Annotated in this window: 18 protein-coding genes; 8 read left to right on the top strand and 10 right to left on the bottom strand. The window is 72.2% G+C overall.

Annotation, left to right across the window (positions count from 1 at the left end):
- Positions 1-48 precede the first annotated feature (48 nt).
- Positions 49-897 carry a Sir2 family NAD-dependent protein deacetylase gene (locus tag IFU40_RS04935; RefSeq protein WP_055837586.1) on the top strand — a complete coding sequence of 283 codons (849 nt, stop codon included), beginning with the start codon at positions 49-51 and terminating at the stop codon, positions 895-897.
- Between the two features lie 279 nt (positions 898-1,176).
- Positions 1,177-1,764 carry a histidine phosphatase family protein gene (locus IFU40_RS04930; protein WP_191925602.1) on the top strand — a complete coding sequence of 196 codons (588 nt, stop codon included), beginning with the start codon at positions 1,177-1,179 and terminating at the stop codon, positions 1,762-1,764.
- Positions 1,765-1,803: 39 nt separating this feature from the next.
- On the opposite strand, the gene IFU40_RS04925 is transcribed toward IFU40_RS04930, so the two are convergent.
- From IFU40_RS04925 to IFU40_RS04905, 5 genes are all read right to left on the bottom strand, one after another.
- Positions 1,804-2,616: an HpcH/HpaI aldolase/citrate lyase family protein gene (locus tag IFU40_RS04925; RefSeq protein WP_342343485.1), complete on the bottom strand. Its 813-nt coding sequence runs from the start codon at positions 2,614-2,616 to the stop codon at positions 1,804-1,806.
- A gap of 106 nt (positions 2,617-2,722) precedes the next feature.
- Positions 2,723-3,190 (bottom strand): MaoC family dehydratase, encoded by a 468-nt coding sequence (locus IFU40_RS04920; RefSeq protein WP_191925600.1) that lies wholly within the window; start codon positions 3,188-3,190, stop codon positions 2,723-2,725.
- Positions 3,187-4,362, bottom strand: a complete 1,176-nt coding sequence (locus tag IFU40_RS04915) for an acyl-CoA dehydrogenase family protein (RefSeq protein ID WP_191925599.1) — start codon at positions 4,360-4,362, stop codon at positions 3,187-3,189. Before IFU40_RS04915 ends, IFU40_RS04920 begins: the two co-directional genes overlap by 4 nt.
- The gene (locus IFU40_RS04910) at positions 4,359-6,596 is read right to left on the bottom strand and encodes an acetyl/propionyl/methylcrotonyl-CoA carboxylase subunit alpha (protein ID WP_342343483.1); all 2,238 of its coding nucleotides are present in this window, start codon (positions 6,594-6,596) and stop codon (positions 4,359-4,361) included. Before IFU40_RS04910 ends, IFU40_RS04915 begins: the two co-directional genes overlap by 4 nt.
- A gap of 5 nt (positions 6,597-6,601) precedes the next feature.
- A complete protein-coding gene (locus tag IFU40_RS04905) occupies positions 6,602-8,209 on the bottom strand; it encodes a carboxyl transferase domain-containing protein (RefSeq protein ID WP_191925598.1) in 1,608 nt (535 codons plus the stop codon).
- Between the two features lie 125 nt (positions 8,210-8,334).
- On the opposite strand from IFU40_RS04905, the gene IFU40_RS16775 reads away from it, so the two are divergent.
- Entirely contained in the window at positions 8,335-9,129 is a 795-nt protein-coding gene (locus tag IFU40_RS16775; protein ID WP_274605324.1) for a TetR/AcrR family transcriptional regulator, read from the top strand.
- Positions 9,130-9,588: 459 nt separating this feature from the next.
- Here the strand turns inward: IFU40_RS16775 and IFU40_RS04895 are convergent, their stop codons facing one another.
- From IFU40_RS04895 to pdhA, 3 genes are read right to left on the bottom strand one after another with little or no spacing between them, the layout of a single operon-like run.
- On the bottom strand, positions 9,589-10,992 hold the full coding sequence (locus IFU40_RS04895) for a dihydrolipoamide acetyltransferase family protein (RefSeq protein ID WP_191925597.1): 1,404 nt from the start codon (positions 10,990-10,992) through the stop codon (positions 9,589-9,591).
- The gene (locus IFU40_RS04890) at positions 10,989-12,035 is read right to left on the bottom strand and encodes an alpha-ketoacid dehydrogenase subunit beta (protein WP_191925596.1); all 1,047 of its coding nucleotides are present in this window, start codon (positions 12,033-12,035) and stop codon (positions 10,989-10,991) included. Before IFU40_RS04890 ends, IFU40_RS04895 begins: the two co-directional genes overlap by 4 nt.
- Entirely contained in the window at positions 12,032-13,159 is a 1,128-nt protein-coding gene (gene pdhA, locus IFU40_RS04885; protein WP_191925595.1) for a pyruvate dehydrogenase (acetyl-transferring) E1 component subunit alpha, read from the bottom strand. Before pdhA ends, IFU40_RS04890 begins: the two co-directional genes overlap by 4 nt.
- 176 nt (positions 13,160-13,335) lie before the next feature.
- Here pdhA and IFU40_RS04880 point away from each other — a divergent pair, with 176 nt between their 5' ends.
- Positions 13,336-13,809: an Lrp/AsnC family transcriptional regulator gene (locus tag IFU40_RS04880; RefSeq protein WP_055837611.1), complete on the top strand. Its 474-nt coding sequence runs from the start codon at positions 13,336-13,338 to the stop codon at positions 13,807-13,809.
- A gap of 58 nt (positions 13,810-13,867) precedes the next feature.
- On the opposite strand, the gene IFU40_RS04875 is transcribed toward IFU40_RS04880, so the two are convergent.
- The gene (locus tag IFU40_RS04875; protein ID WP_070408051.1) at positions 13,868-14,860 is read right to left on the bottom strand and encodes an EamA family transporter; all 993 of its coding nucleotides are present in this window, start codon (positions 14,858-14,860) and stop codon (positions 13,868-13,870) included.
- 72 nt (positions 14,861-14,932) lie between these two features.
- Here IFU40_RS04875 and IFU40_RS04870 point away from each other — a divergent pair, with 72 nt between their 5' ends.
- Entirely contained in the window at positions 14,933-15,493 is a 561-nt protein-coding gene (locus tag IFU40_RS04870) for a CGNR zinc finger domain-containing protein (RefSeq protein ID WP_070408052.1), read from the top strand.
- A 114-nt stretch (positions 15,494-15,607) separates the two neighbouring features.
- On the opposite strand, the gene IFU40_RS04865 is transcribed toward IFU40_RS04870, so the two are convergent.
- The gene (locus IFU40_RS04865; protein WP_191925594.1) at positions 15,608-16,480 is read right to left on the bottom strand and encodes an alpha/beta fold hydrolase; all 873 of its coding nucleotides are present in this window, start codon (positions 16,478-16,480) and stop codon (positions 15,608-15,610) included.
- Positions 16,481-16,621: 141 nt separating this feature from the next.
- On the opposite strand from IFU40_RS04865, the gene IFU40_RS04860 reads away from it, so the two are divergent.
- The 3 genes from IFU40_RS04860 (at position 16,622) to IFU40_RS04850 (ending at position 20,433) form a co-directional block, all read left to right on the top strand.
- The gene (locus tag IFU40_RS04860; RefSeq protein ID WP_191925593.1) at positions 16,622-17,356 is read left to right on the top strand and encodes an exonuclease domain-containing protein; all 735 of its coding nucleotides are present in this window, start codon (positions 16,622-16,624) and stop codon (positions 17,354-17,356) included.
- A 436-nt stretch (positions 17,357-17,792) separates the two neighbouring features.
- A complete protein-coding gene (locus tag IFU40_RS04855; protein ID WP_191925592.1) occupies positions 17,793-19,343 on the top strand; it encodes an HNH endonuclease signature motif containing protein in 1,551 nt (516 codons plus the stop codon).
- A 283-nt stretch (positions 19,344-19,626) separates the two neighbouring features.
- Positions 19,627-20,433 (top strand): carbon-nitrogen hydrolase family protein, encoded by an 807-nt coding sequence (locus IFU40_RS04850; RefSeq protein WP_191925591.1) that lies wholly within the window; start codon positions 19,627-19,629, stop codon positions 20,431-20,433.
- The last annotated feature ends 753 nt before the right edge of the window (positions 20,434-21,186 follow it).

The raw sequence follows: 21,186 nt of genomic DNA, 5'->3' as shown, positions 1-21,186 counted from the left end.
GCGACCGGTGTCGGTGCCCGTCCTAGACTCGGTACGACGGAGGTGCGCATGACCGACACGACGGAGGATGCCGAGTTCCTGGCATCCATCGATCGAGCCGTCGAGGTGCTCGCGGGCCGCCGCATCGCGGTGTTGACCGGTGCCGGCGTGTCGACGGACTCGGGGATTCCCGACTACCGCGGCAAGGGGGCTCCGACGCGGACGCCCATGACGGCGCAACAGTTCCTCTCGAACGCCGAGGCGCGACGCCGGTACTGGGTGGGCAGTCACCTGGGCTGGAAGGTCTTCGCCGCCGCCGAACCCAATGACGGGCACCGCGCGCTCGCCGACCTCGAACGTGCGGGAGTGGCGAACGGCGTCGTGACGCAGAACGTCGACGGGCTGCACGTGCGCGCGGGCAGTGGACGCGTCGTCGAACTGCACGGCACGATGCGCCGGGTCGGCTGCCTGCACTGCGGTCAGGTGTTCGACCGTCGCGACCTCGCCGAGCGCGTCGAAGCCGACAACCCGTGGATCAGCCTGCCCGAGAACGTCGAGCTCGGCCCCGACGGCGACGTCACCCCCGCTTCGGCCGACGGGTTCGTGGTGCCGGTGTGCTCGGTGTGCGGTGGCACGCTCAAGCCCGACGTGGTGTTCTTCGGCGAGTACATCCCGGTCGAGAGGTTCCGCGAGGCGGAGCAGCTCGTGCACACCAGCGGGGCCCTGGTGATCGCCGGCTCGTCGCTGGTGGTCAACTCCGGCATCCGTCTGGTCGAGCGGGCGCGACGCAAGCGCCTGCCGGTCGTGATCGTCAACCGCGGCGAGACCCGCGCCGACCAGCGCGCCGCGGTGAAGATCGACGGGAGCACCACCCACGTGCTGCGCGCACTCGCCGAGCGGCTGCCCGCGCTTCTCTAACGCCTGTCCGCGGAACCGACGTTCGCGGGTCGAGATCACCCGCGGCGGGCGCTGTGAGTGGCGATGCCCGGTCCGTCGCGCGGTGGAGCGTGACGGGTGGAGGATCTGGGACGAGCGGAGGACCGCAATCCGCCCCGGCATCCTCCCCTCCCCCCACGTCCTCCGCTCCGCACCACCTCGCGCGACCCACCCGCACCACCCGCGCGAGCCGCGCGAGCTGCGCAACCTGCCGCCCGGAGGGCCGGACCGGCGGATGCCGCGCTCGGTTAGGCTCGAACGGTGACGATCCTGACCCTCGTGCGACACGGTGAGACCGACTGGAACTCCGGGGGCCGCATCCAGGGCTCGACCGACATCGCCCTGAACGACACCGGTCGCGCCCAGGCGCGCGAGCTCGCCGAGCGTCTCGCCGCCGAGTACGCCGGGCGCGACGCGGTGGTGGTCTCGAGCGACCTGTCCCGCGCGGCCGAGACCGCCGACGTCATCGCCGCAGCACTCGGCACCACCGTGGCGCTGCGACTCCCCGGGCTGCAGGAGCGGTCGTACGGAGAGGCCGAGGGGATGGATGCCCCGTCGTTCGCCCGGGCCTATGGCGCGTGGCACGCGGCCGACGTCCCCGGCGCCGAGACCTGGCCGGTGGTGCGCGAGCGCGCGCTCGCCGCGCTCGCCGAGGCGCTGGCCTCCGCTCCCGAGGGTGCCGACGTCATCGCGGTCGCGCACGGTGCGCTCATCCGCGAGGTCATCCTCTACGCCACCGACGGCGCGTTCCCCCGCGAGGGCGAGCGACTGCCGAACTGCTCGGCGACGACGTTCCGCCTCGACGGAGACTCGTGGGAGATGCTGGCGTACGCCGGCGTCGCGAGTTGAGACGCCCGGGCCGGGGTCGCTGAGACCGGGTTCCCCGCCTCAGCGCCTCGCGCGCTCAACGAGCGACCGCGCGTGCCGCAGGATCGGCTCGTCGATCATGCGCCCCTCGAACCGGAACACCCCGCGCTCGCCCTCGGCGGCCGCGAGCACGGTGTGCGCCCACTCCACCTGCTCCGGGCGGGGGGCGTAGGCCTCGCGGATCGCCGCGACCTGTCCCGGGTGGATGCACGCGGTGGCCGCGAACCCGGATGCCGCGGCATCCCGCGCCTCGACCGAGAGACCCTCGAGGTCGGCGATGTCGACGTGCACGGCGTCGATCGCCCGCTTGCCGAACGCTCCCGCGGCGAGAAGCACCCGGGCGCGCGCGAGACGGGCGACGTCGCGATACCCGCCGTCGTCCCCGCGGCTGGAGGTGCCGCCGAGGCTCGCGACGAGGTCTTCCGCGCCCCACATCAACGCCACCACCTGCGTGCACGCGGCGAGCTGTTCGGCCGCGACGACGCCGCGCGCCGTCTCGCAGAGGGCGATGACCTCGTACGACACCAGAGGATCGAGGGATGCCGAGTCCTCGGCCTTGGCGACCATCACCGTGCGCACGCGGGTCTGCGCCAGCGCGGCGAGGTCGAGCACGAAGTCGGCGGTCACGGGGGCGTTCACCCGCACCACGACCCGGTCGGGATCGGGATCGGCGGCGATCAGCGCTTCACGGGCGGCGGCCTTGGCATCCGGGGCCACGGCGTCTTCGAGGTCGAGGATCGCGGCATCCGCCCGCTCGAGGGCTTTGGCGAGCCGCTCGGGCCGGTCTCCGGGAACGAAGAGCAGCGACGGGCCCAGCTCGAACGACCCGCTCACGCAACGCTCCCCTGCCGTGACGCAGCGAGCAGCGAGGGGCCGAGCTCGAACGACCCGCTCACGCAACAGCCCCCCCGACATGAGACACAGCGCAGCGCCGGCCCGCTCACGCCCGCCCCTCCTGCGCCCACACCAGCACGATCCGCGTCGCCGTGACGACCACCTCGTCGTTCTGCGATCGACCGGTGTGCGCCATCACCACGATCCCCTGACCGGGGCGTGAGCTCGAGGCGCGCACCGACACGACCTCGGTCTCGGCGCCGAGGGTGTCGCCGACGAACAGCGGGGCGGGAAAGCTCACGTCGGTCAGCCCCAGTTGGGCGACGAGGGTGCCCTGCGTCAGCTGCGCGACCGACAGTCCCACGAGTGTCGACAGCGTCCACATCGAGTTCACGAGCGGCCGCCCGAAGGGCTGGGTCGCCGCGTAGGCGGCATCCAGATGCAGGGCCTGCGTGTTCATCGTGAGGGTGGTGAACAGCACGTTGTCAGCGTCGGTGACGGTGCGACCGGGGCGGTGCGCGTACCTCTCGCCGACGACGAACTCCTCCAGATACAGGCCGCGCTGCTCGATCATGCCGCCACGGTACCGGTGAGTCCCAGCGCGCGCGAGATCACCATGAGCTGCACCTCGGTCGTGCCCTCGCCGATCTCGAGGATCTTCGAGTCGCGGTAGTGCCGGGCGACGGCGTACTCGTTGATGAACCCGTTGCCGCCGAACACCTGCGTCGCATCGCGCGCGTTCGCCATCGCCGCATCGCTCGCGGTCATCTTCGCGACCGCGGCGTCGACCGAGAACGGCTTTCCGGCGTCGCACAGCCGCGCCGCGTGCACCCAGGCCAGCCGGGCGGTGTGCACGCGGGCGTGCATGCGCGCGAGCAGGAACTGCATGCTCTGACGCGTCGAGAGCGTCTCGCCGAAAACGGTGCGGGTACGGGCGTAGTCGACCGCCGCTTCGAGGCAGCCCTCGGCGGCTCCGGTCGCGAGGGCGGCGATCGCCACGCGACCCTCGTCGAGCGTGCGGAGGAAGTTCTTGAACCCCTGTCCGCGCTCGCCCAGCAGGTTGGCCGCGGGCACGCGCACGCCGTCGAAGTTCAGCGGGTGGGTGTCGGAGGCGTTCCAGCCGACCTTGTCGTAGGCCGGGCCCACGGTGAAGCCGGGGGTGCCGTTCGGCACGATGATCGTCGAGATCTCGGGGCGATCGCCCGTGCGACCGGTCACCGCGGTGACGGTCACGAACCGGGTGATGTCGGTGCCCGAGTTGGTGATGAACTGCTTCGACCCGTCGATCACCCACTCGTCGCCCTCGAGCCGGGCGGTGGTGCGGGTGGCGCCGGCGTCGCTTCCCGCTTCGGCTTCGGTCAACCCGAAGCCGGCGAGCGCGCGACCGGCGACGAGGTCGGGGAGGTACTCGGCCTTCTGCGCCTCGGTGCCGTAGCGGTAGATCGGCATGGCGCCGAGCCCCACTCCCGCTTCGAGGGTGATCGCCATGGACTGGTCGACGCGCGCGATCGCCTCGATCGCGACGCACAGGCTCGCGTAGTCGCCGCCCTGCCCGCCGACCTCCTCGGGGAACGGCAGTCCGAACAGGCCGAGCTCGCCCATTTGCGCGACCAGGTCGAGGGGCAGTTCGTGCGCACGGTCGGCCTCGTACGAGCGGGGCGCGATCACCTCGTCGGCGAACTCGCGCACCATGGCGCTGAGGTCGCGCTCGTCGTCGGTGAAGGCCTGCTGGCTGTCGATGCTCACGGGAGGGTCTCCTTGTGGGAAGTGGGGATGGGGGAAGCGGGGACGGAGGATGCCACGGTGGCGGCGGAATCGCGGAGTTCCGCCGGCGCGGACGCGGCGTCGGCGCCGGCGTGCGCATCCTCCGCGATGCGCGCCTCCTCCGCCGCACTCGCCGCATCGGCGACGGAGGTTGTGCGCATCGCCGAGGTTGTGCGCGAGGATTCGCGCCCCGCGGGGGCGTCGATGGGCTCAGCGACCTGATCAACTCCGGTCGGTGAGCCGGTCGACGCCTCTCCCGCGGGGGCAGCCGGCGTCACGGTCGCGACCACCGCATCGCGGGCGACCTGCGCGCCCGCGGACGTGCGCAGCCGCACGGTGCCGGCGTGGGAAGCGGTCACTGTGTGCTCCATCTTCATCGCCTCGATGGTGACGAGCCGGTCCCCCGCCGCGACCGCGTCGCCATCGGCGGTGTGCACGGCGACGACGGTGCCCGGAAGCGGGGCGACGAGGTCGGGGTCGATCGTTCCCGGCGCCCGACCCGCGGCCGCCCGGCGCCGTTCGGCGGCCGCCCGCCGCGAGACGACACGCAGCCGGTGCGCCCCACCGTCGGCGTGCACCCAGTACTCGGTGGGCCCACCGGTCACGACGGCGGCCTGAACCGGGCCGGGAGCCACATCGTGCGCGCGCCCCAGGTCGTCGCCGAGGTGGATGACCCCGGGCGCGACGTCGTGCACGCGACCGGCGTCGTCCTCGAAGTGAATGATCCGCGGGGCGGCCGCTCCCCCGGCACGCCACGGTCCGACGCGGCGCCAGACGGAGCCGAGGGTCGGGGTGCCGGCATCCGGGCCCTGTTCATTCGCGACGCGGTCGGCGACCGCGGCGAGCGCGGCGGTCGAGGGGTGGGGAGCCTCGGGCGTTCCGCGCCGATCCAGCAGCCCGGTATCGAGCTCACCGGCCCGCACCGCGGGATCGGCCAGAAGCGCCCGCAGGTCGGCGATGTTCGTGTCGACGCCCAGCACGACGGTGTCGGCGAGGGCGGCGTCGAGGCGGGCGAGCGCGGTGGCGCGGTCGGGGCCGTGCGCGATGACCTTCGCGATCATGGGGTCGTAGAGCGCGCTGACCACCGATCCCGTCTCGACGGCACTGTCGACGCGCGCGTCTCCGGCGTGCCAGTGGGTCACGGTGCCGGTGGCGGGAAGGTACCCGCGAGAAGGCGTCTCGGCATAGACCCGGGCTTCGATCGCGTGCCCGTCGAGGCGCACCTCGGGCAGATCGAGCGCGAACCCCGCCGCGACCCGCAGCTGCTGCTCGACGAGGTCGATGCCGGTGACGAGCTCGGTGACGGGGTGCTCGACCTGCAGGCGCGTGTTCATCTCGATGAAGAAGGGCTCGTCGAGCCGGTCACCCGAGACGAGGAACTCCACGGTGCCGGCGCCGAGGTATCCGACGCTGCGGGCAGCGGCCACGGCTGCCTCGCCCAGACGCCGGCGGGTCTCGGCGTCGACGACCGGCGAGGGTGCCTCCTCGATGACCTTCTGGTGCCGGCGCTGCAGGGTGCACTCGCGCTCGCCGAGCGACAACGTCGTGCCGTGCCGGTCGGCGAGCACCTGCACCTCGATGTGCCGGGGGCGTTCGAGGAGGCGTTCGAGGAGCAGGGTGTCGTCGCCGAAGGCCGATGCCGCCACCCGGCGGGCCGTGGCGAGGGCGTCGACGAGGTCGTCGGGTCGGGTGGCCACCGTCATCCCCTTGCCTCCCCCGCCGGCGGAGGGCTTCACCAGCAGGGGGTACCCGGCACGATCGGCTTCGACGGCGATCTCGGCGTCGGTGAGCCCGGTCGCCGGGAAACCCGGCACGGTCGGCACTCCGTGGGCGGCGACGTATTCCTTCGCGCGGATCTTGTCGCCCATGACCTCGAGCGCCTCGACGCCCGGGCCGACGAAGACCACCCCGGCCGCGGCGCACGCGCGAGCGAAACCGGCGTTCTCGCTGAGGAAGCCGTAGCCCGGGTGCACGGCCTCGGCGCCGCCGGCGACGGCCGCCGCGACGACCGCGTCGACGTCGAGATACGAGGGCACGCGCACCGCGTTGTCCGCCTCGCGGGCGTGGGGGGCGTCGGCATCCGCGTCGGTGTACACGGCCACGGAGCGGATGCCGAGACGCCGGAGCGTGCGGAACACCCGGCGTGCGATCTCTCCCCGGTTGGCGACGAGCACAGAGGAGAACGGGCGCGGGTCGGCGACGGGGATCGTGGGCACGGGGATCACATCCGGAAGAGGCCGAAGCCCCGGTCGGCCAGCGGCACCCGGCTGACGACGTCGAGCGCGAGCCCGAGCATCGTGCGGGTGTCGGCGGGGTCGATCACACCGTCGTCCCAGAGGCGGGCGGTGGCGTAATACGGGCTGCCCTGTTCGTCGTAGCGCTCGCGGATCGGCTTCTGGAACGCCTGGTCGTCGGCATCCGTCCACTCCTCGCCGCGGGCGGCGCGCTGATCGCGCGTGACGGTCGAGAGCACGGATGCCGCTTGCGCGCCGCCCATGACCGAGATGCGGCTCGCGGGCCAGGTCCACAGGAACCGCGGATCGTACGCGCGCCCGCACATCGCGTAGTTGCCCGCGCCGTACGAGCCGCCCACGAGCACGGTGAGCTTGGGCACCCGCGTAGTGGCGACGGCGGTGACCATCTTGGCGCCGTCTTTGGCGATGCCACCGGCCTCGGCGTCGCGGCCCACCATGAACCCGGTGATGTTCTGCAGGAACAGCAGGGGGATGCCGCGCTGGTCGGCGAGCTCGATGAAGTGCGCCGCCTTGAGCGCGGATTCGCTGAACAGCACCCCGTCGTTCGCGATGATGCCGACCGGGTGGCCGTGCAGGCGCGCGAAGGCGGTGATGACGGTCTCGCCGTAAAGCGCCTTGAACTCGTGCAGGGAGTCCGCGTCGACGAGGGTGTCGATGATCGCGCGCATGTCGACGGGGTGCGACACGTCGACGGGGACGAGGTCGTACAGATCTTCCGCCGGGCGTCGGGGGGCGACCGCGGGCAGCACCTCCCACACCGGCGCGGGAGTCGGCGGCAGGGTGGCGATGATGTCGCGCACGATCTCGAGCGCGTGCGCGTCGTCGTCGGCGAGGTGGTCGACCACTCCGGAGCGGCGCGCGTGCAGGTCTCCCCCGCCGAGCTGCTCGGCGGTGACGTCTTCGCCGATCGCGGCCTTCACCAGGGGCGGTCCGCCGAGGAACACCGTGCCCTGGTTGCGCACGATCACGCTCTCTTCGCTCATCGCGGGCACGTACGCGCCTCCCGCGGTGCACGAGCCCAGGACCGCGGCGATCTGCGGGATGCCGAGGGCCGAGAGCTGCGCCTGATTGCGGAAGATGCGACCGAAGTGCTCGCGATCGGGGAAGACCTCGTCCTGCATCGGCAGGAACGCCCCGCCCGAGTCCACGAGGGCGATGCAGGGCAGACGGTTCTCACGCGCGATCTCCTGGGCGCGCAGGTGCTTCTTGACCGTGAGGGGGAAGTAAGCGCCGCCCTTCACGGTGGCGTCGTTGGCCAGCACCATCACGTGGCGACCGTGCACGAGACCGATGCCCGCCACCATGCCCGCCCCGGGAGCGCCGCCGTCGTAGAGCCCGTGGGCGGCCAGAGGCGCGACCTCGAGGAAGGGGCTGCCCTCGTCGAGAAGGCGGTCGATGCGGTCCCGGGCGAGGAGCTTGCCCCGCGCGGTGTGGCGTTCGCGAGCGGCATCCGATCCCCCGCGCGCGGCCCGGGCGAGGGTGTCGCGGAGCTCGGCGGCCAAGGAGCGCTGCGTGGGCGCGGCGTCGCTCGTCGCCTCGGGCGAGGGTGAATCGATAACCGGTGCTGTGCTCATGGCGGCTCCGTCTCGATGCCGCATCATCGACGGCATCGTCGTTCCCGGCGGGGGGTCGTTCCCCGGGGAGGGGTTTCAGTTAATGTTGGCTAACTGAGATTTCAGGCTAGCCCGACGGGATGCCGATGACAAGAGCGAACGGTAAGCCGCCGGCCGACGCCGGCGAGGCGCGCGACGAGCCCTCGGCCGACGCCGGCGAAGCGCGCCCGGGCACCGCGCGCGACCGCGCCAAGGCCGATCGCCGAGCGGCGCTGCTCGCGGCCGCCGCCCGTCTCTTCGCCGAGCGCGGCTTCGACGGCGTGACCCTCGAAGACATCGGCGCCGCCGTCGGGGTCAGCGGCCCCGCGGTGTACCGCCACGTCTCCGGCAAGCAGGCGCTGCTCGGCGCGATCCTCGTCGACGTCAGCGAGCGGCTCCTCCACGGCGGGCGTGTGGTCACCGCGGCGGTGTCGGACCCCGTGACCCCGAGCACAACGGCGGAGACCCCTCACGACACACCGGGCGACGGCCCCCTCGACCGGCGTGTCGCCGAGGATCCCCGCAGCCGTGCACGCTCGGCATCCGGGAACTCCCCGTCAGAGCGGAATCCGGGCGCACCGCTGCTGCGCGCCCTCGTCGACTTCCACGTCGCGTTCGCGCTCGCCGAGGCCGAGGTGATCCGCGTGCAGGACCGCGACCTCGACCGCCTCTCGCCCGCCGACCGCCGTACGGTCCGCGACCTGCAGAACGCGTACGTCTCGGTGTGGACCGCGGCTCTCGCCGCCGCGGACCCGGATGCCGAGACCCCCGCCGAACGCCGCGTCCGCGCCCTGGCCTGCTTCGGTCTGATCAACTCGACCCCGCACAGTGTGCGCGGGGTGGCGGCCGCTCGCGTGCGCCCCACGCTGACGCGCATGGCCATCGCGGCGTTGACGGCCTGACGCCCGCTCGCGGCGTTGGCGACCTAGCGCGCCCTCGCGCGGTGCCGCGCGTCGCCCCGCGCCTCGTCACCCGCCCGCCGCCTCCACCCTGTCGAGTGTCCAAGACACGCCGCACGCCGGAGCCCTCACGCGGCATGTCCTGGACACTCAACGCGTGTCACGACGCCGCCCGGCGTCGAACCCGCCTCGTCGCCTCGCCCCCTGTCGAGTGTCCAAGACACGCCGCACGCCGGAGCCCTCACGCGGCATGTCCTGGACACTCAACCTGTGTCACGACGCCACTCGGCGTCGAACCCTGCGCCGCCTGCCCGGGTCACTCGACCCGCCTCACGACGCCGCACGGCCGCGAATCCGAACCACACCCGCGCACGAGTGTCCAGGACACGCCGCAGGCCGGAGCCCCTCCCCGGCGTGTCCTGGACACTCGACGCGCCCGCCACCCCAGCCCTCAGCCCGGGCTCACCGCAGCAGCATCGCCCTTCCGGGTTCGCGCAGCACGCCGGCGACGTCGGTGAGGAAGCGCGCCGCCTCGGCGCCGTCGACGAGACGGTGGTCGAAGGACAGGCTGAGCGTCAGCACGTCGCGCAGCGCGATCTCGCCGCGGTGCTCCCACGGCGTGCGGCGGACGGCCCCGACGGCGAGGATCCCGGCCTCGCCCGGGTTGAGGATCGGGGTGCCGGCATCCACGCCGAACACGCCCACGTTGGTGATCGAGAACGTGCCTCCCGTCATCGCCGTCGGCGAGGTGCGCCCGGCCCGCGCGGTGGCGGCGAGTTCCGCAATCGCGTCGGCGAGGTCGACGAGGTCGAGGCCGTCGGCATCCGGGATCACCGGCACCACCAGCCCGCGCTCGGTCGCGGCGGCGATGCCGAGGCCGACGTAGTGGTGCTCGACGATCTCACCCGCCGCCTCGTCCCATCGCGCGTTCAGCGCGGGCGTGCGCCCGAGGGCGAGGCATACGGCCTTCGCGACGATCGCGAGCACTCCGATGCGGTGACCGTCGAGGGCGCGATCGTGTTTCAGGGATGCCAGCAACTCGGTCGTCGCGGTGACGTCGACCGTGAGGAAGGTCGTCGCGTGCGGAGCGGTGAAGGCGCTGCGCACCATCGCCGCGGCGGTGTGCTTGCGCACTCCGCGGATCGGCGTGCGGGTCTCGCGCGCGCCGGGAGACGAGGCCGGGGGGACCGTCGACGTGGGAGTGGAGGCGAGGGAGGAGTCCGCTCGTGCGGCGTACTCCTCGACGTGCGTGCGCGTGACCGCTTCACCGGGGTGAGCGGCGGCGACGAGCACCAGATCGACGCCCAGGTCTTTCGCGAGCTTGCGCACCGGCGGTGTCGAGCGCGGACGCTCCATCGGCAGATCGATGGGGCCCGTGCGCAGCACGTCGTGCGGGGCGGCTTCGCGCACCGCGGTGTCGACGGCGGCGTCGGCGTCGAGGGTCGCGGTGACGCCGCGCGCTCGCCGCCGGGGGCGACCGCCCGACGACGGAGCCGCGCCGTAGCCCACCAGGTTCGGGGTCGCGCGGGCGGCGATGTCGTCGGCGGGAGCCTCGACGGGCGCCTCAACGACGGTCTCGACGGCCCGGCCCTCGGCGGCGGCGGGGGCGTCGGGCTCATCGTCGGCCCCCGCCACGGCGAAGGACACCAGCGGCGCCCCCACGGCCACGACGTCGCCGGCGGCGGCGTGCAGTCCCTGCACGGTGCCCGCGTACGGCGAGGGGATCTCGACGATGGCCTTGGCCGTCTCGACCTCGGCGATGGTCTGGTTGAGGGTGACGTCGTCGCCCTCCGCCACGTGCCATTGCACGATCTCGGCCTCGGGCAGTCCCTCACCGAGGTCGGGCAGCAGGAACTCGGCGATCATCGGACACCCCCGTCGACGCGGACTCCGGCGGGGGTCGCGGCAGCTGCGACCGCACCCGTCCCGCGATCGAGCACCCGGTCCACCGCGTGCAGGATGCGGTCGAGGTCGGGTACGTGGTGCTTCTCGAGCTTCGACGGCGGGTAGGGGATGTCGTGGCCCGTGACCCGCATCGGCGGCGCCTCGAGGTACTCGAAGCACTGCTCGGTGATGCTCGCCACCAGCTCCGCACCGAGACCTGCCTCGCGGGCGGCTTCGTGGGTGACGACGACCCGGCCGGTCTTGCGCACCGACGCCGCGATCGTGTTCAGATCGAGGGGCGACAGGGAACGCAGGTCGACGACCTCGAGCGAGATCCCCTCGTCTTCCGCGGCGAGCGCGGCATCGAGTGCCGTCCGCACCTGCGCGCCGTAGGTGACGATCGTCGCGTCGGTGCCCTCGCGGGCGATGCGGGCGAGGTGCATGGGCGGGGCGTCCGAGAGGTCGGCGTCCAGGTCGACCTCGCCCTTGGAGTGGTAGAGACGCTTGGGTTCGAAGAAGATGACCGGATCATCGGATGCCACGGCCTGCTGCAGCATCACGTAGGCGTCCTGCGGGTTGCTGGCGGCCACGACGCGAAGCCCCGCGGTGTGCACGAAGTACGCCTCGGGAGACTCGGAGTGGTGCTCGGCGGCGCCCACGCCGCCTGCCCACGGGATGCGGATGACGAGCGGCATCCGGATCCGCCCGTTGCTGCGGTAGTGCAGCTTGGCGACCTGGCAGACGATCTGGTCGAACGCGGGGTAGACGAAACCGTCGAACTGGATCTCGACGACGGGCCGGTAGCCGCGTAGGGCGAGTCCGACGGCGGTACCGACGATGCCCGCTTCGGCCAGCGGGGTGTCGACGACGCGCTGCGCGCCGAAACGCTTCTGCAGGCCGTCGGTCACGCGGAAGACCCCGCCGAGCTTGCCGATGTCCTCGCCCATGAGCAGCACCTTGTCATCGCTCTCGAGAGCTTCGGACAGGCCGGCGTTGATGGCGGCACCGAGGGTGAGGGCGGTCATCGCGACACCTCGAATCCGGCGAGGTACTGCGCGTAGTCGGCCTTCTGTTGCGCGAGCCCCGCGTGCGGCTCGGCGTAGACGTGGTCGAAGATCGTCTCGGGTGCCCGGGTGCTGGCTCCGATGCACGCGGCGCGCACCTCGGCGGCGAGGGCGTCGGCGGCACGGGCGACCTCGGCGAGGCCGCCGTCGTCGAGCATCCCCTCGGCGCGCAGGTACGCCTCGAGCCGGGCGATGGGGTCGCGCTCCGCCCAGGCCTCCACCTCGCCTGGCTCGCGGTACCGGGTGGGGTCGTCGCTGGTGGTGTGCGGGCCCATGCGGTAGGTCACGGCTTCGATGAACGAGGGTCCCTCCCCGCGGCGCGCGCGGTCGAGCGCCCACCGCATCGCCGCGACGCAGGCGAGCGCGTCGTTTCCGTCGATGCGCAGGCTCGGGATGCCGAACCCCGGCGCCCGGCCCGCGAGGGGGAACTCGGACTGCACGGTGACGGGCTCGGAGATCGCCCATTGGTTGTTCGAGCAGACGAACACCACGGGGGCGCGGAACGACGAGGCGAACACCATGGCCTCGTTCACGTCGCCCTGGCTCGTGGCCCCGTCGCCGTAATACGCGACGGCGACGTCGGTGGAGCCGTCGCGCTGCGCACCCATCGCCCACCCGGTCGCGTGCAGCGACTGGGCTCCGATGATGATCTGGGGCGGGGCGGCGTTGATGGTCGTGTGGTCGTAGGCCGAGTGCTCCTCGCCGCGCCAGGCGAGCACGTAGTCGGCGGGCTGGGCGCCGCGGCCGAGCAGCACACCGTGCTCGCGGTAGCTCGGGAAGACGAAGTCGCCCGGGGCGAGGGCGTGCGCGGTTCCGACCTGCGTGGCCTCCTGTCCGCGACACGGGGCCCAGAGCGCCAGCTGCCCCTGGCGTTGCAGGGCGACGCCCTCGGCATCGAGGCGGCGGGTGAGGACCATGTCGCGGTGGAGGGCGCGCAGCTCGTGCGGAGACAGGTCGCTCACCCAGGGATCGAGCGTCGGCTCGGCGACGCGGGTCCCATCCGATTCCAGGAGCCGCAGGGCGTCCTCATCGTCGTGGTGGCGCGCTCTTCCGATCGAAGAATCCTGCGTCTGGGTGTACGTCATCGTCATCCCTCCAGGTGCGGCCGGGGCCCCTCGTGGGAGCGTCGGCGGTCCGGGTGCCGGCAGCGTCGCCGACGAGGCCGACCGTACGCGCGGAATGCACCCCGCTCAAGACCTCGCCGTCATATTGAGCACACTGCCCATTGCGAACGGTCGCGCCGCTGCTAATGTTTCGCAGCATGAGCAAGCTCGACGCGGTCGACCTCGACCTCCTCCGCGCCCTCGCCGCCGATCCGCGGGCCACCGTCGTGGCACTCGCCGAGAAGCTCGGCCTCTCGCGCAACACCGTGCAGGCGCGCATGAGCCGCCTCGAACGCGGCGGGGTGTTCCTGTCGTACGAGCGCACGCTGTCGGCCGAGGCCCTGGGCTTCCCGATCGAGGCGTTCCTGCAGGTGACGGTGCGCCAGGCCGAGTTACCGGCGATCCGCGCGGAGCTCGCGAAGGTGCCCGAGGTGCTGCAGGCCCACGGCCTCAGCGGCCAGGTCGACCTTCTCGTGCGCGTCGCCTGCCGCGACACGCAGCACCTCTTCGACACCGACGCGCGGATCCTCGCGATCGAGGGCGTCGAGCGCACCGAGACCTCGCTCGTGATGGGCGAGGTCATCGGCTACCGCGTGGGTCCGCTCATGCAGCTGGCGCGCGAGGACATCTAGGTCAGGGGCGGGCGGCTCAGACTGCGCTCACGCACCGGCCTCACACCGCCGCACCGCCCTACGGCGACGGCACCACCGGGATGCTCGCCGTCTCGGCGCTCCGCTCGGCCGGACTCGCGGCATCCAATCGCACGAGCACGACCCCGACCAGGATCAACGCTCCGCCGACGAACTGGATCGGGGCGGGCGTCTCACCGAGCAGCAGCCACGCGAAGCCCAGGGCGAAGAGCACCTCGCTGAGCCCGACGAACGACGCCAGCCTCGACCCGATGAGCGGCACCGCGATCACCCCGAGCGCGTACCCCACGGTCGTGGCGACCGCGCCGACCCACAGCAGGGGCAGGATGCCGGGGAGCTCCAGCCCCGCCAGCGTCACCGTGATCGAGGGCGCGGCGAACGGCAGCACCCCGGTGCCGACGAGCACGCCCATGAGCAGCGTGCCCGTGAGCAGGCCGCCCGCGGCGAGGGCGAGCGGGGGGAGGTCGTCGCCCGCGCGTCCGGCGATGACGAAGTACGCCGCCGCGCAGACGGCCGCGCATAGCGCGAAGATCGTGCCGAGCAGGTCGAATCGGGCTCCGCTGATGTCGACGACGAGCACGAGGCCGGCCATCGCGACGACCGAGCCGATCAGCACCGCTCTCGACGGCGCACGGCGCGTGCGCACCCAGACGGCGATGACGATCAGCACGGGGGCGATGTACTGGATGAGCAGTGCCACGGCGACGGGCATGCGCTGCATGGCGGCGAAGTAGAACAGCTGACACCCGGCGACGGCGGTGAGACCGAACGAGACGATCAGCAGGCCGTGACGGCGCAGGAACCCGCGTTGCCGTCGGATCGCGAGCAGGAGCGCCGGCGAGAGCAGCAGGGCGGCGACGCCCATGCGCACGAGCAGCACCGCGCCGAGCGACCACCCGCCGTCGAGCAGCGGTTTGACGAACGGGCCGCTGGAGGAGAAGGCGAGGGCCGAGGCGACCGCGATCGCGAGGCCGGTGACGGCGCTGGATCCGCGATGGGTGGGGCGCGGGAGGGTGACGGACGACGTGGTCATGCGATGCCTGCTGTCAGGAGTGAAGAACGTTTACACTCGTGACAGTACGACCTCGACATGTCAGGAGTCAACATGATCTTCATTCGTGACACGGAGCTCGTGCTGCGCGCCGCCGTGGAACTCGTCAACACCCTGCCGCAGACCGACACCAGCGGTGCCGACACGCTCACCGACGTGTCCGACCTCGAGGCCTTCATCGAGCGGCACGGGTACACCGGATCCCGCACCCGCGACGCGGGCGAGCTCGCCGCCGTCCGCGGCATCCGTGGACGCCTGCTGCCCCTCTGGAGCGTCGACCGCGACGGGGCGGTGCCCCTTGTGAACGCGATGCTCGCCGACGGCCGCGCCCTTCCTCAGCTCGTTCGGCACGACGGGCTCGATTGGCACATCCACGCGAGCGACCCGGCCGATCCGCTGGCCACGCGCATCCTCGTCGAGACGGCGCTCGCGTTCGTCGATGTGATCCGCGCGGATGAGTACGGGCGCGTGCGGGTGTGCGACGCCGACGACTGCAACGGCGTGTACGTCGACTTCTCGAAGAACGGATCGAAGCGCTATTGCGACGCGGGCAACTGCGGCAACCGCATGAACGTCAACGCGTACCGCAAGCGCAAGGCCGACGCGCCGGTCTGACGCCCCGCGGGTACCTCGTCGACGAGGTGCTCACCGAAGCGCAGGGCCGACCCGCCGGCCTGACAACCCGCGGCCCCCTCCACAAAGAGCCCGCCGGACCGCAGAATCTCCGCCCTAGGCGAGGAACTCCCGAATCGCGGATGCCGCCGCCCGGGGCGTCTCGTAATGGATGAGGTGCCCGACCTCGGGGATCTCGACCAGCTCGGCGTTCGGAAAGAGCGTCGCGAGGTGCCGCTCGGCCTCGATCGGCGTGATGTCGTCTTTCTCGGCGGCGATGAGCAGCGTCGGCTGGGCGATGCGCGGCGCGAAGGCCCGCACGTCGTGCGACACGCTCGTCACGAAGGCCTCGTGCAGCACGTCGCGATCGGCGAATCGCGAGAAGTACTCGTCGTGCTGCTCGTGCACGAAGCGACGCAGCGCGGGGTCGCGCGTCTTCGCCATGGCGTTGCTCATCACGCGCACGATGATCCCGTTGCGCAGCAGCCCCTCGCCCACCGGGCGCGGCAGCTTCGCCCCGGCGAGGTAGTAGAAGACGGCGAGACGCGTGAGGACCCCCCGCGGCCCCTCGAGCGCGGGCGCCCCGATCGGGTTCACCAGGATCAATTTCGGGGTGGAGAGCCCACCGGCGACCGCGGCCGACGCCACGATGGATCCGAACGAGTGGCCGAGCACGACGGCATCCGGAGCGACGGATTCGACGAACTGCCGCAGCCACTCGGCGTACGTGTCGAGGTCGTGCGCGTGCCCGACGAGAGGGGCGGTCTCACCGAAGCCGGGGAGATCGGGCGAGATGACCCGGATGCCGCGAAGATGCGCCACGACCGGATCGAGCCCGTGATGCTCGCCGCGGAACCCGTGCACCGCCACGATCGTCGTCGTCGCGGTGTCGTCGCCGTAGACCCAGTACGCCGTGGTTCCGCCGAGCAGGGCGACCTCGCGCCGCACGACGGGGATCTCGGCGAGCTGCGCGGCATAGGGGTTCGGCATCCGTGAAGTCTACGAGCAGGGTCCGACATCGCCGTGCCGGGCGGAGCGGGCGCGGGCGCCGGACCCCGTGACCCCGGCCTCTTCGCTTTCGGGCCTGCGCGCCTCGGCGGCCATGTCGGAGCCCCGCTCTACCGTGGGCGCATGACCCTGTGGCAGGCCGAGCCGCTCCCGCTCTTCCAGACTCCCGAGTGGACGCGTGTCGTCGGCGTCTTCGACCTCGAGACCACCGGTGTCGACGTCGTGAACGACCGCATCGTCACCGCGCACGTCGGCGTGCTCGACGCCGACGGACAGGTGGTCGACGCCCGCGATTGGCTGGCCGATCCCGGCATCGAGATCCCCGCGGGTGCGGCCGCGATCCACGGCGTGACCACCGCGCACGCGCGCGCCGAGGGAGAGCCCGCCCCGCGCGTGGTGGCCGAGGTCGTCGAAGCGCTCGGCGCGCTGTTCGCCGCCGGCGTCCCCGTCGTCGCCTACAACGCCCCGTTCGATTTCTCGATGCTCAAGTACGAGGCCCTGCGTCACGGTGTCGAGCCCATCCACTCCCCCGCGCCCGTGATCGACCCGCTCGTCGTCGACAAGACGTACGACCGGTACCGGCGCGGCAAGCGCACGCTGTCGGTCGTCGCCGAGCACTACGCCGTACCGCTCGAATCCGCCCACGAGGCCTGCGCCGACGCGGTCGCCGCGGGCCGTCTCGCCCTGGCCCTCGCCGAGAAGTTCGGCCCCTGGATGCCACCCACCCTCGACGAACTGCACACCCGCCAGATCGCCTGGGCCCGCGCGCAAGCGGCGAGCCTCAGCGAGTACTTCGTGAAGATCGGTCGGCTGGATGCCACGGCTGCGCCGCTCGATGGGGCCTGGCCGATCCGCTGAGGTGAGGTTCTCTTCGCGGCGGGGCGCGGCCGATCCCTGAGGTGTGGCTTTCTTCGCGACGCTGCACAGCCGGTCAGCTGATCTGCGGCTGCTCCGCTCGGTGGGGCCGGGCCGATCCGTTGGTGTGCGGCTCTCTTCGCGACGGGGCATGGCCGATCCGTAGATCTGCAGCTGCGCCGAGCGGCGGGGCACGGCCGGTCCGCTGATCTACGGCTGCTCCGCTCGATGGGCCTGGCCGATCCTGTGACCTCGAGCCTGGATGCTCCGGGGCCTTCCGGCATCCATCCCGCTCGCCGCTCCGCCTGAGCCGACTTCTGCCCGCTCCCCGGCATCGCCCGGGTGGCCGCCGGACCGGGCGAGCGGTGCTCCCGCATCCATCCCCCTCCCCGGCGCCCGTCCCCGGGCCAATGTCGGAGGTCCCCGATACCGTTCTCCCATGACCCGAACCGCACGTCCCGCTCACCGGCCGACGCCGGTGTTCCGGGCGTGCGACGGGGTGCCGTGGCCGACCGACGACGACCTCGACCTGGATGCCGAGTGGGCAGCGCTGCGCGAGTGCGGCGACGTCGAGTGGTGGACGGATGCCGCGCCAGAACCCACCGATGAAGACGCGCCCCTCGAGATCCACAGCCCGCACGATCGGGGTCACGGCGCGGCCGATGCGGCCTCCGACCTCGACGCGCGGCTGGGGCATCTCGAGACCGTCGTGAGCGAGCGCCAGCGGGCGACCGCCGAGGAGTACCGGCTGATTCTCACGGTCCTCGACGACGCGGCGTTCGACCCGGCGCCCTGGGTCGGGCCCGACCCCACGCTCGACCGCGCCTGGATCGACGCCCGCGGGCGGACGCCCCGAGCCGTGCGGCGCGACCGCGTCGACCTCGCGGAACGCGCCGCCGTCGCCGAGATCGCGGTGCGGCTGCACCTCTCGGAGCAGACCGTGCGAACGCGCGCCGCCCACGCACGCACGCTTGTCGGCGGTTGTCCGCAGCTCTGGGCGGCGTTCGGCGACGGTCGCATATCCGAGAAGCACGCCGTCGACGCGGCTCGCCTGGCGTCGACCCTCCCCGCGGGCGATACGGCGGCCTTCCATCGCTTCGACGATGAGGCGTGCGCCCGGGCGCTGATCCTCCCGCCCGCGAAGTTCTTCGTCGCGGCGAGGGCGGTGCGCGAGCGCGTCCACGCCGAGTCCCTCGAAACCCGGCACCGTCGCGCCGCAGACGACCGTGCCGTATGGATGACGCCCGAGCTCGACGGCATGGCCACGCTGCACGCGCTCCTGCCCGCCGATCGGGCGAGAGCCGTGATGTCCACGCTCGATCAGGCGGCCCGTCACCTCCGCTCGCGCGACGACGAAGACCGCACGCTGGCGCAGTTGCGAGCGGATGCGTTCGCCGACCTCGTCACGATGACGAGCGATGAGGCGCCCGTTCCCGCTGAGGGTGCGACGACGGCCGCCGAGGCGCGCCCGGCCGGCGCGCCGACGTCAGGGACAGCACCGCGCACTTTCCGCGCGGCTCCCCCGGCGACCGTCGTCGTCACCATTCCCGCTCTCACCCTTCTCGGCGCCGACACCGAGCCCGCGACGCTGGAGGGCTACGGCCCCATCGACCTCGACACGGCCCGGCGGCTGGCCGGCACCGCCACCTCGTGGATCCGGCTCCTCACCCACCCCGTCACCGGGGCGCCGCTGGTTCTCGACCGCAAGACCTATCGCGTTCCCGCCGCGCTGCGGCGGTGGCTCGGCGTCACCTCGCCCACCTGCGTCTTCCCCGGCTGCGGCCGAGCGGCCCGAGACTGCGACATCGACCATCTCACTGCCTGGGCCGACGGCGGAACCACCGACGACGACAACCTCGACCCGAAGTGCCGACATCACCATCGCCTACGCCACGAGTCGCGATGGGACATCGCGCACACGACCGGCGGCCCCACGGCCTGGACGTCTCCCCTCGGCGGCACCTACGGCACCGATCCCCCGCCGTTCTAGGAACGGCGCCTATCGCGCATCACCCCCGACCCCGCCGACCCCGCCCCCGAGGCTGCGAGTCGCGCACACCACCCCCGCCCTCCCGCGAAACCGTAAGTCACGCGCATCACGCCCGACCCGCCCGCGAGGCCGCCAGTCGCACACACCACCCCCGCCCCGCCCGCACGGCCGCCAGTCCCCCACACCACCCCAGCCCCGCCCGCAAGGCCGCCAGTCACGCACACCACCCCCGCCCCGCCTGTATAGCCGCGAGTCCCCCGCACCTCCCTGCCAGACTGTCCCCGTGACCTGCCGCATCGCCACCGTCCAGGCTGAGGCCGTTCCCGGCGCGCTCGAGCGCAACGTCGCTCGTGCCGCCCGCTTCGTCGCCGAGGGCTCCGCCCAGGGAGCCGACGTCGTCGTCTTCCCCGAGGCGTTCCTCACCGGGTACGACGAGACCGTCTTCGCGGGCGTCCTGCCGCACCTCGACGACCTCGCCTGGCTGCACCCGCTGCAGAGCGCCGTCGAGGAGACCGGTGTCATCGCCGTCGTGAACACCGCGCTCCAGGTCGGCGAGCACCGCACTCTCACCGACCTGCTGATCGCCCCCGGTTGGGCCCCTCACCCCGCCTACGCCAAGCAGCACCTGCACGCACCCGAGAGGGCGATCTTCACCCCGGGAACACGTGGATACTCCTTCGACGTCGGCGGCGTCGAGCTCGCCCTGTCGGTCTGCTACGACGCGAACTTCCCCGAGCACGCTGCCGCCGCGGCCGCCGCAGGGGCCACCGTCTACCTCAACAGCGGAGCGTACTTCCCCGGTGGCGAACGCCGTCGCGACCTGCACCTGGCCGCACGCGCTCTCGACAACGGCATCTACGTCGTCTACAGCGGTCTCGTCGGCGCCCCGAGCGACTTCATCGGCGGCTCGGCGATCTTCGACCCCCTCGGCCGCCGCATCGCCGACGTCACCGAACGCGAGGGGGTGGCCATCGCCGACATCGATCCCGCCCTCGTGGATGCCGTCCGCGGCGACCAGCGGATGTGGACCGACCGGCGCGCCGACCTGGGAGGGTACGAACGGTCAGGCTCGCTCGTGCCGCGCGGCTAGGGCATGTCTGACGAAGGTTCGGGGCGTCTGGACCCTGGCAGACGGCGTGGACCTGGCGTCACCGGATGGCAATGTTCCTGCCACTGATGCAGCAGCTTCGCGTGGCCCGCGCGCTCCGTCGCCGTCCTCAACGCAGTCATCGCCTGGACCAGCCATCTGACCGGAGTCCAGTAGACCGAAGCGAACGCCGCAACAGCCCCGGCAGACCGGCGCTGGCGACTATGCAAACCGCCGGATACAGTCCGCGAGTCGATACCGACGACCGTCACTACAGGCCAACTCGTTGCCTTCGATCAAGGCAATCACACAGTGCCGATGACGCGCGATCGCCTCAACGTACCGCCGCCACCCTTCGATGTCGCCCCGATAAGAGAGTCCGGCGAACACCAAGCCATCCGGAGTGCGAACGAGTACCCGCTCCTCGACGCAACCACCTTCGGCAGGCAGTGGCAGAGTCTCAGCGACATCGAGGAGGTCATGGAACCATCCCCGCGAAGACGCCGCTGCTTCGGCAACCTGCACGTAGCGAAACTCGCGCCACTCGAGGGCCACGAACCCGGGCAGCTCTTCCACCGCCACCTCTCCTACACCAGCCACACCTCAACGCTAGAGCACTGTCGGACAAGCCCGAGCTCGCACCGCGGGACTCCTCGCTCGCACCCAACGGATCCACGCTCGCACTACACGCCCCCTCGCTCCCACCGCACACCTCCCCCGCCGCGCCGCGCTGACGAGAACGAAAAAAGCCCCCCG

The organism is Microbacterium sp. CFBP 13617 (assembly GCF_014839445.1).
GTDB lineage: Bacteria > Actinomycetota > Actinomycetes > Actinomycetales > Microbacteriaceae > Microbacterium.
This window is presented reverse-complemented; position numbering and strand designations above follow the sequence as displayed.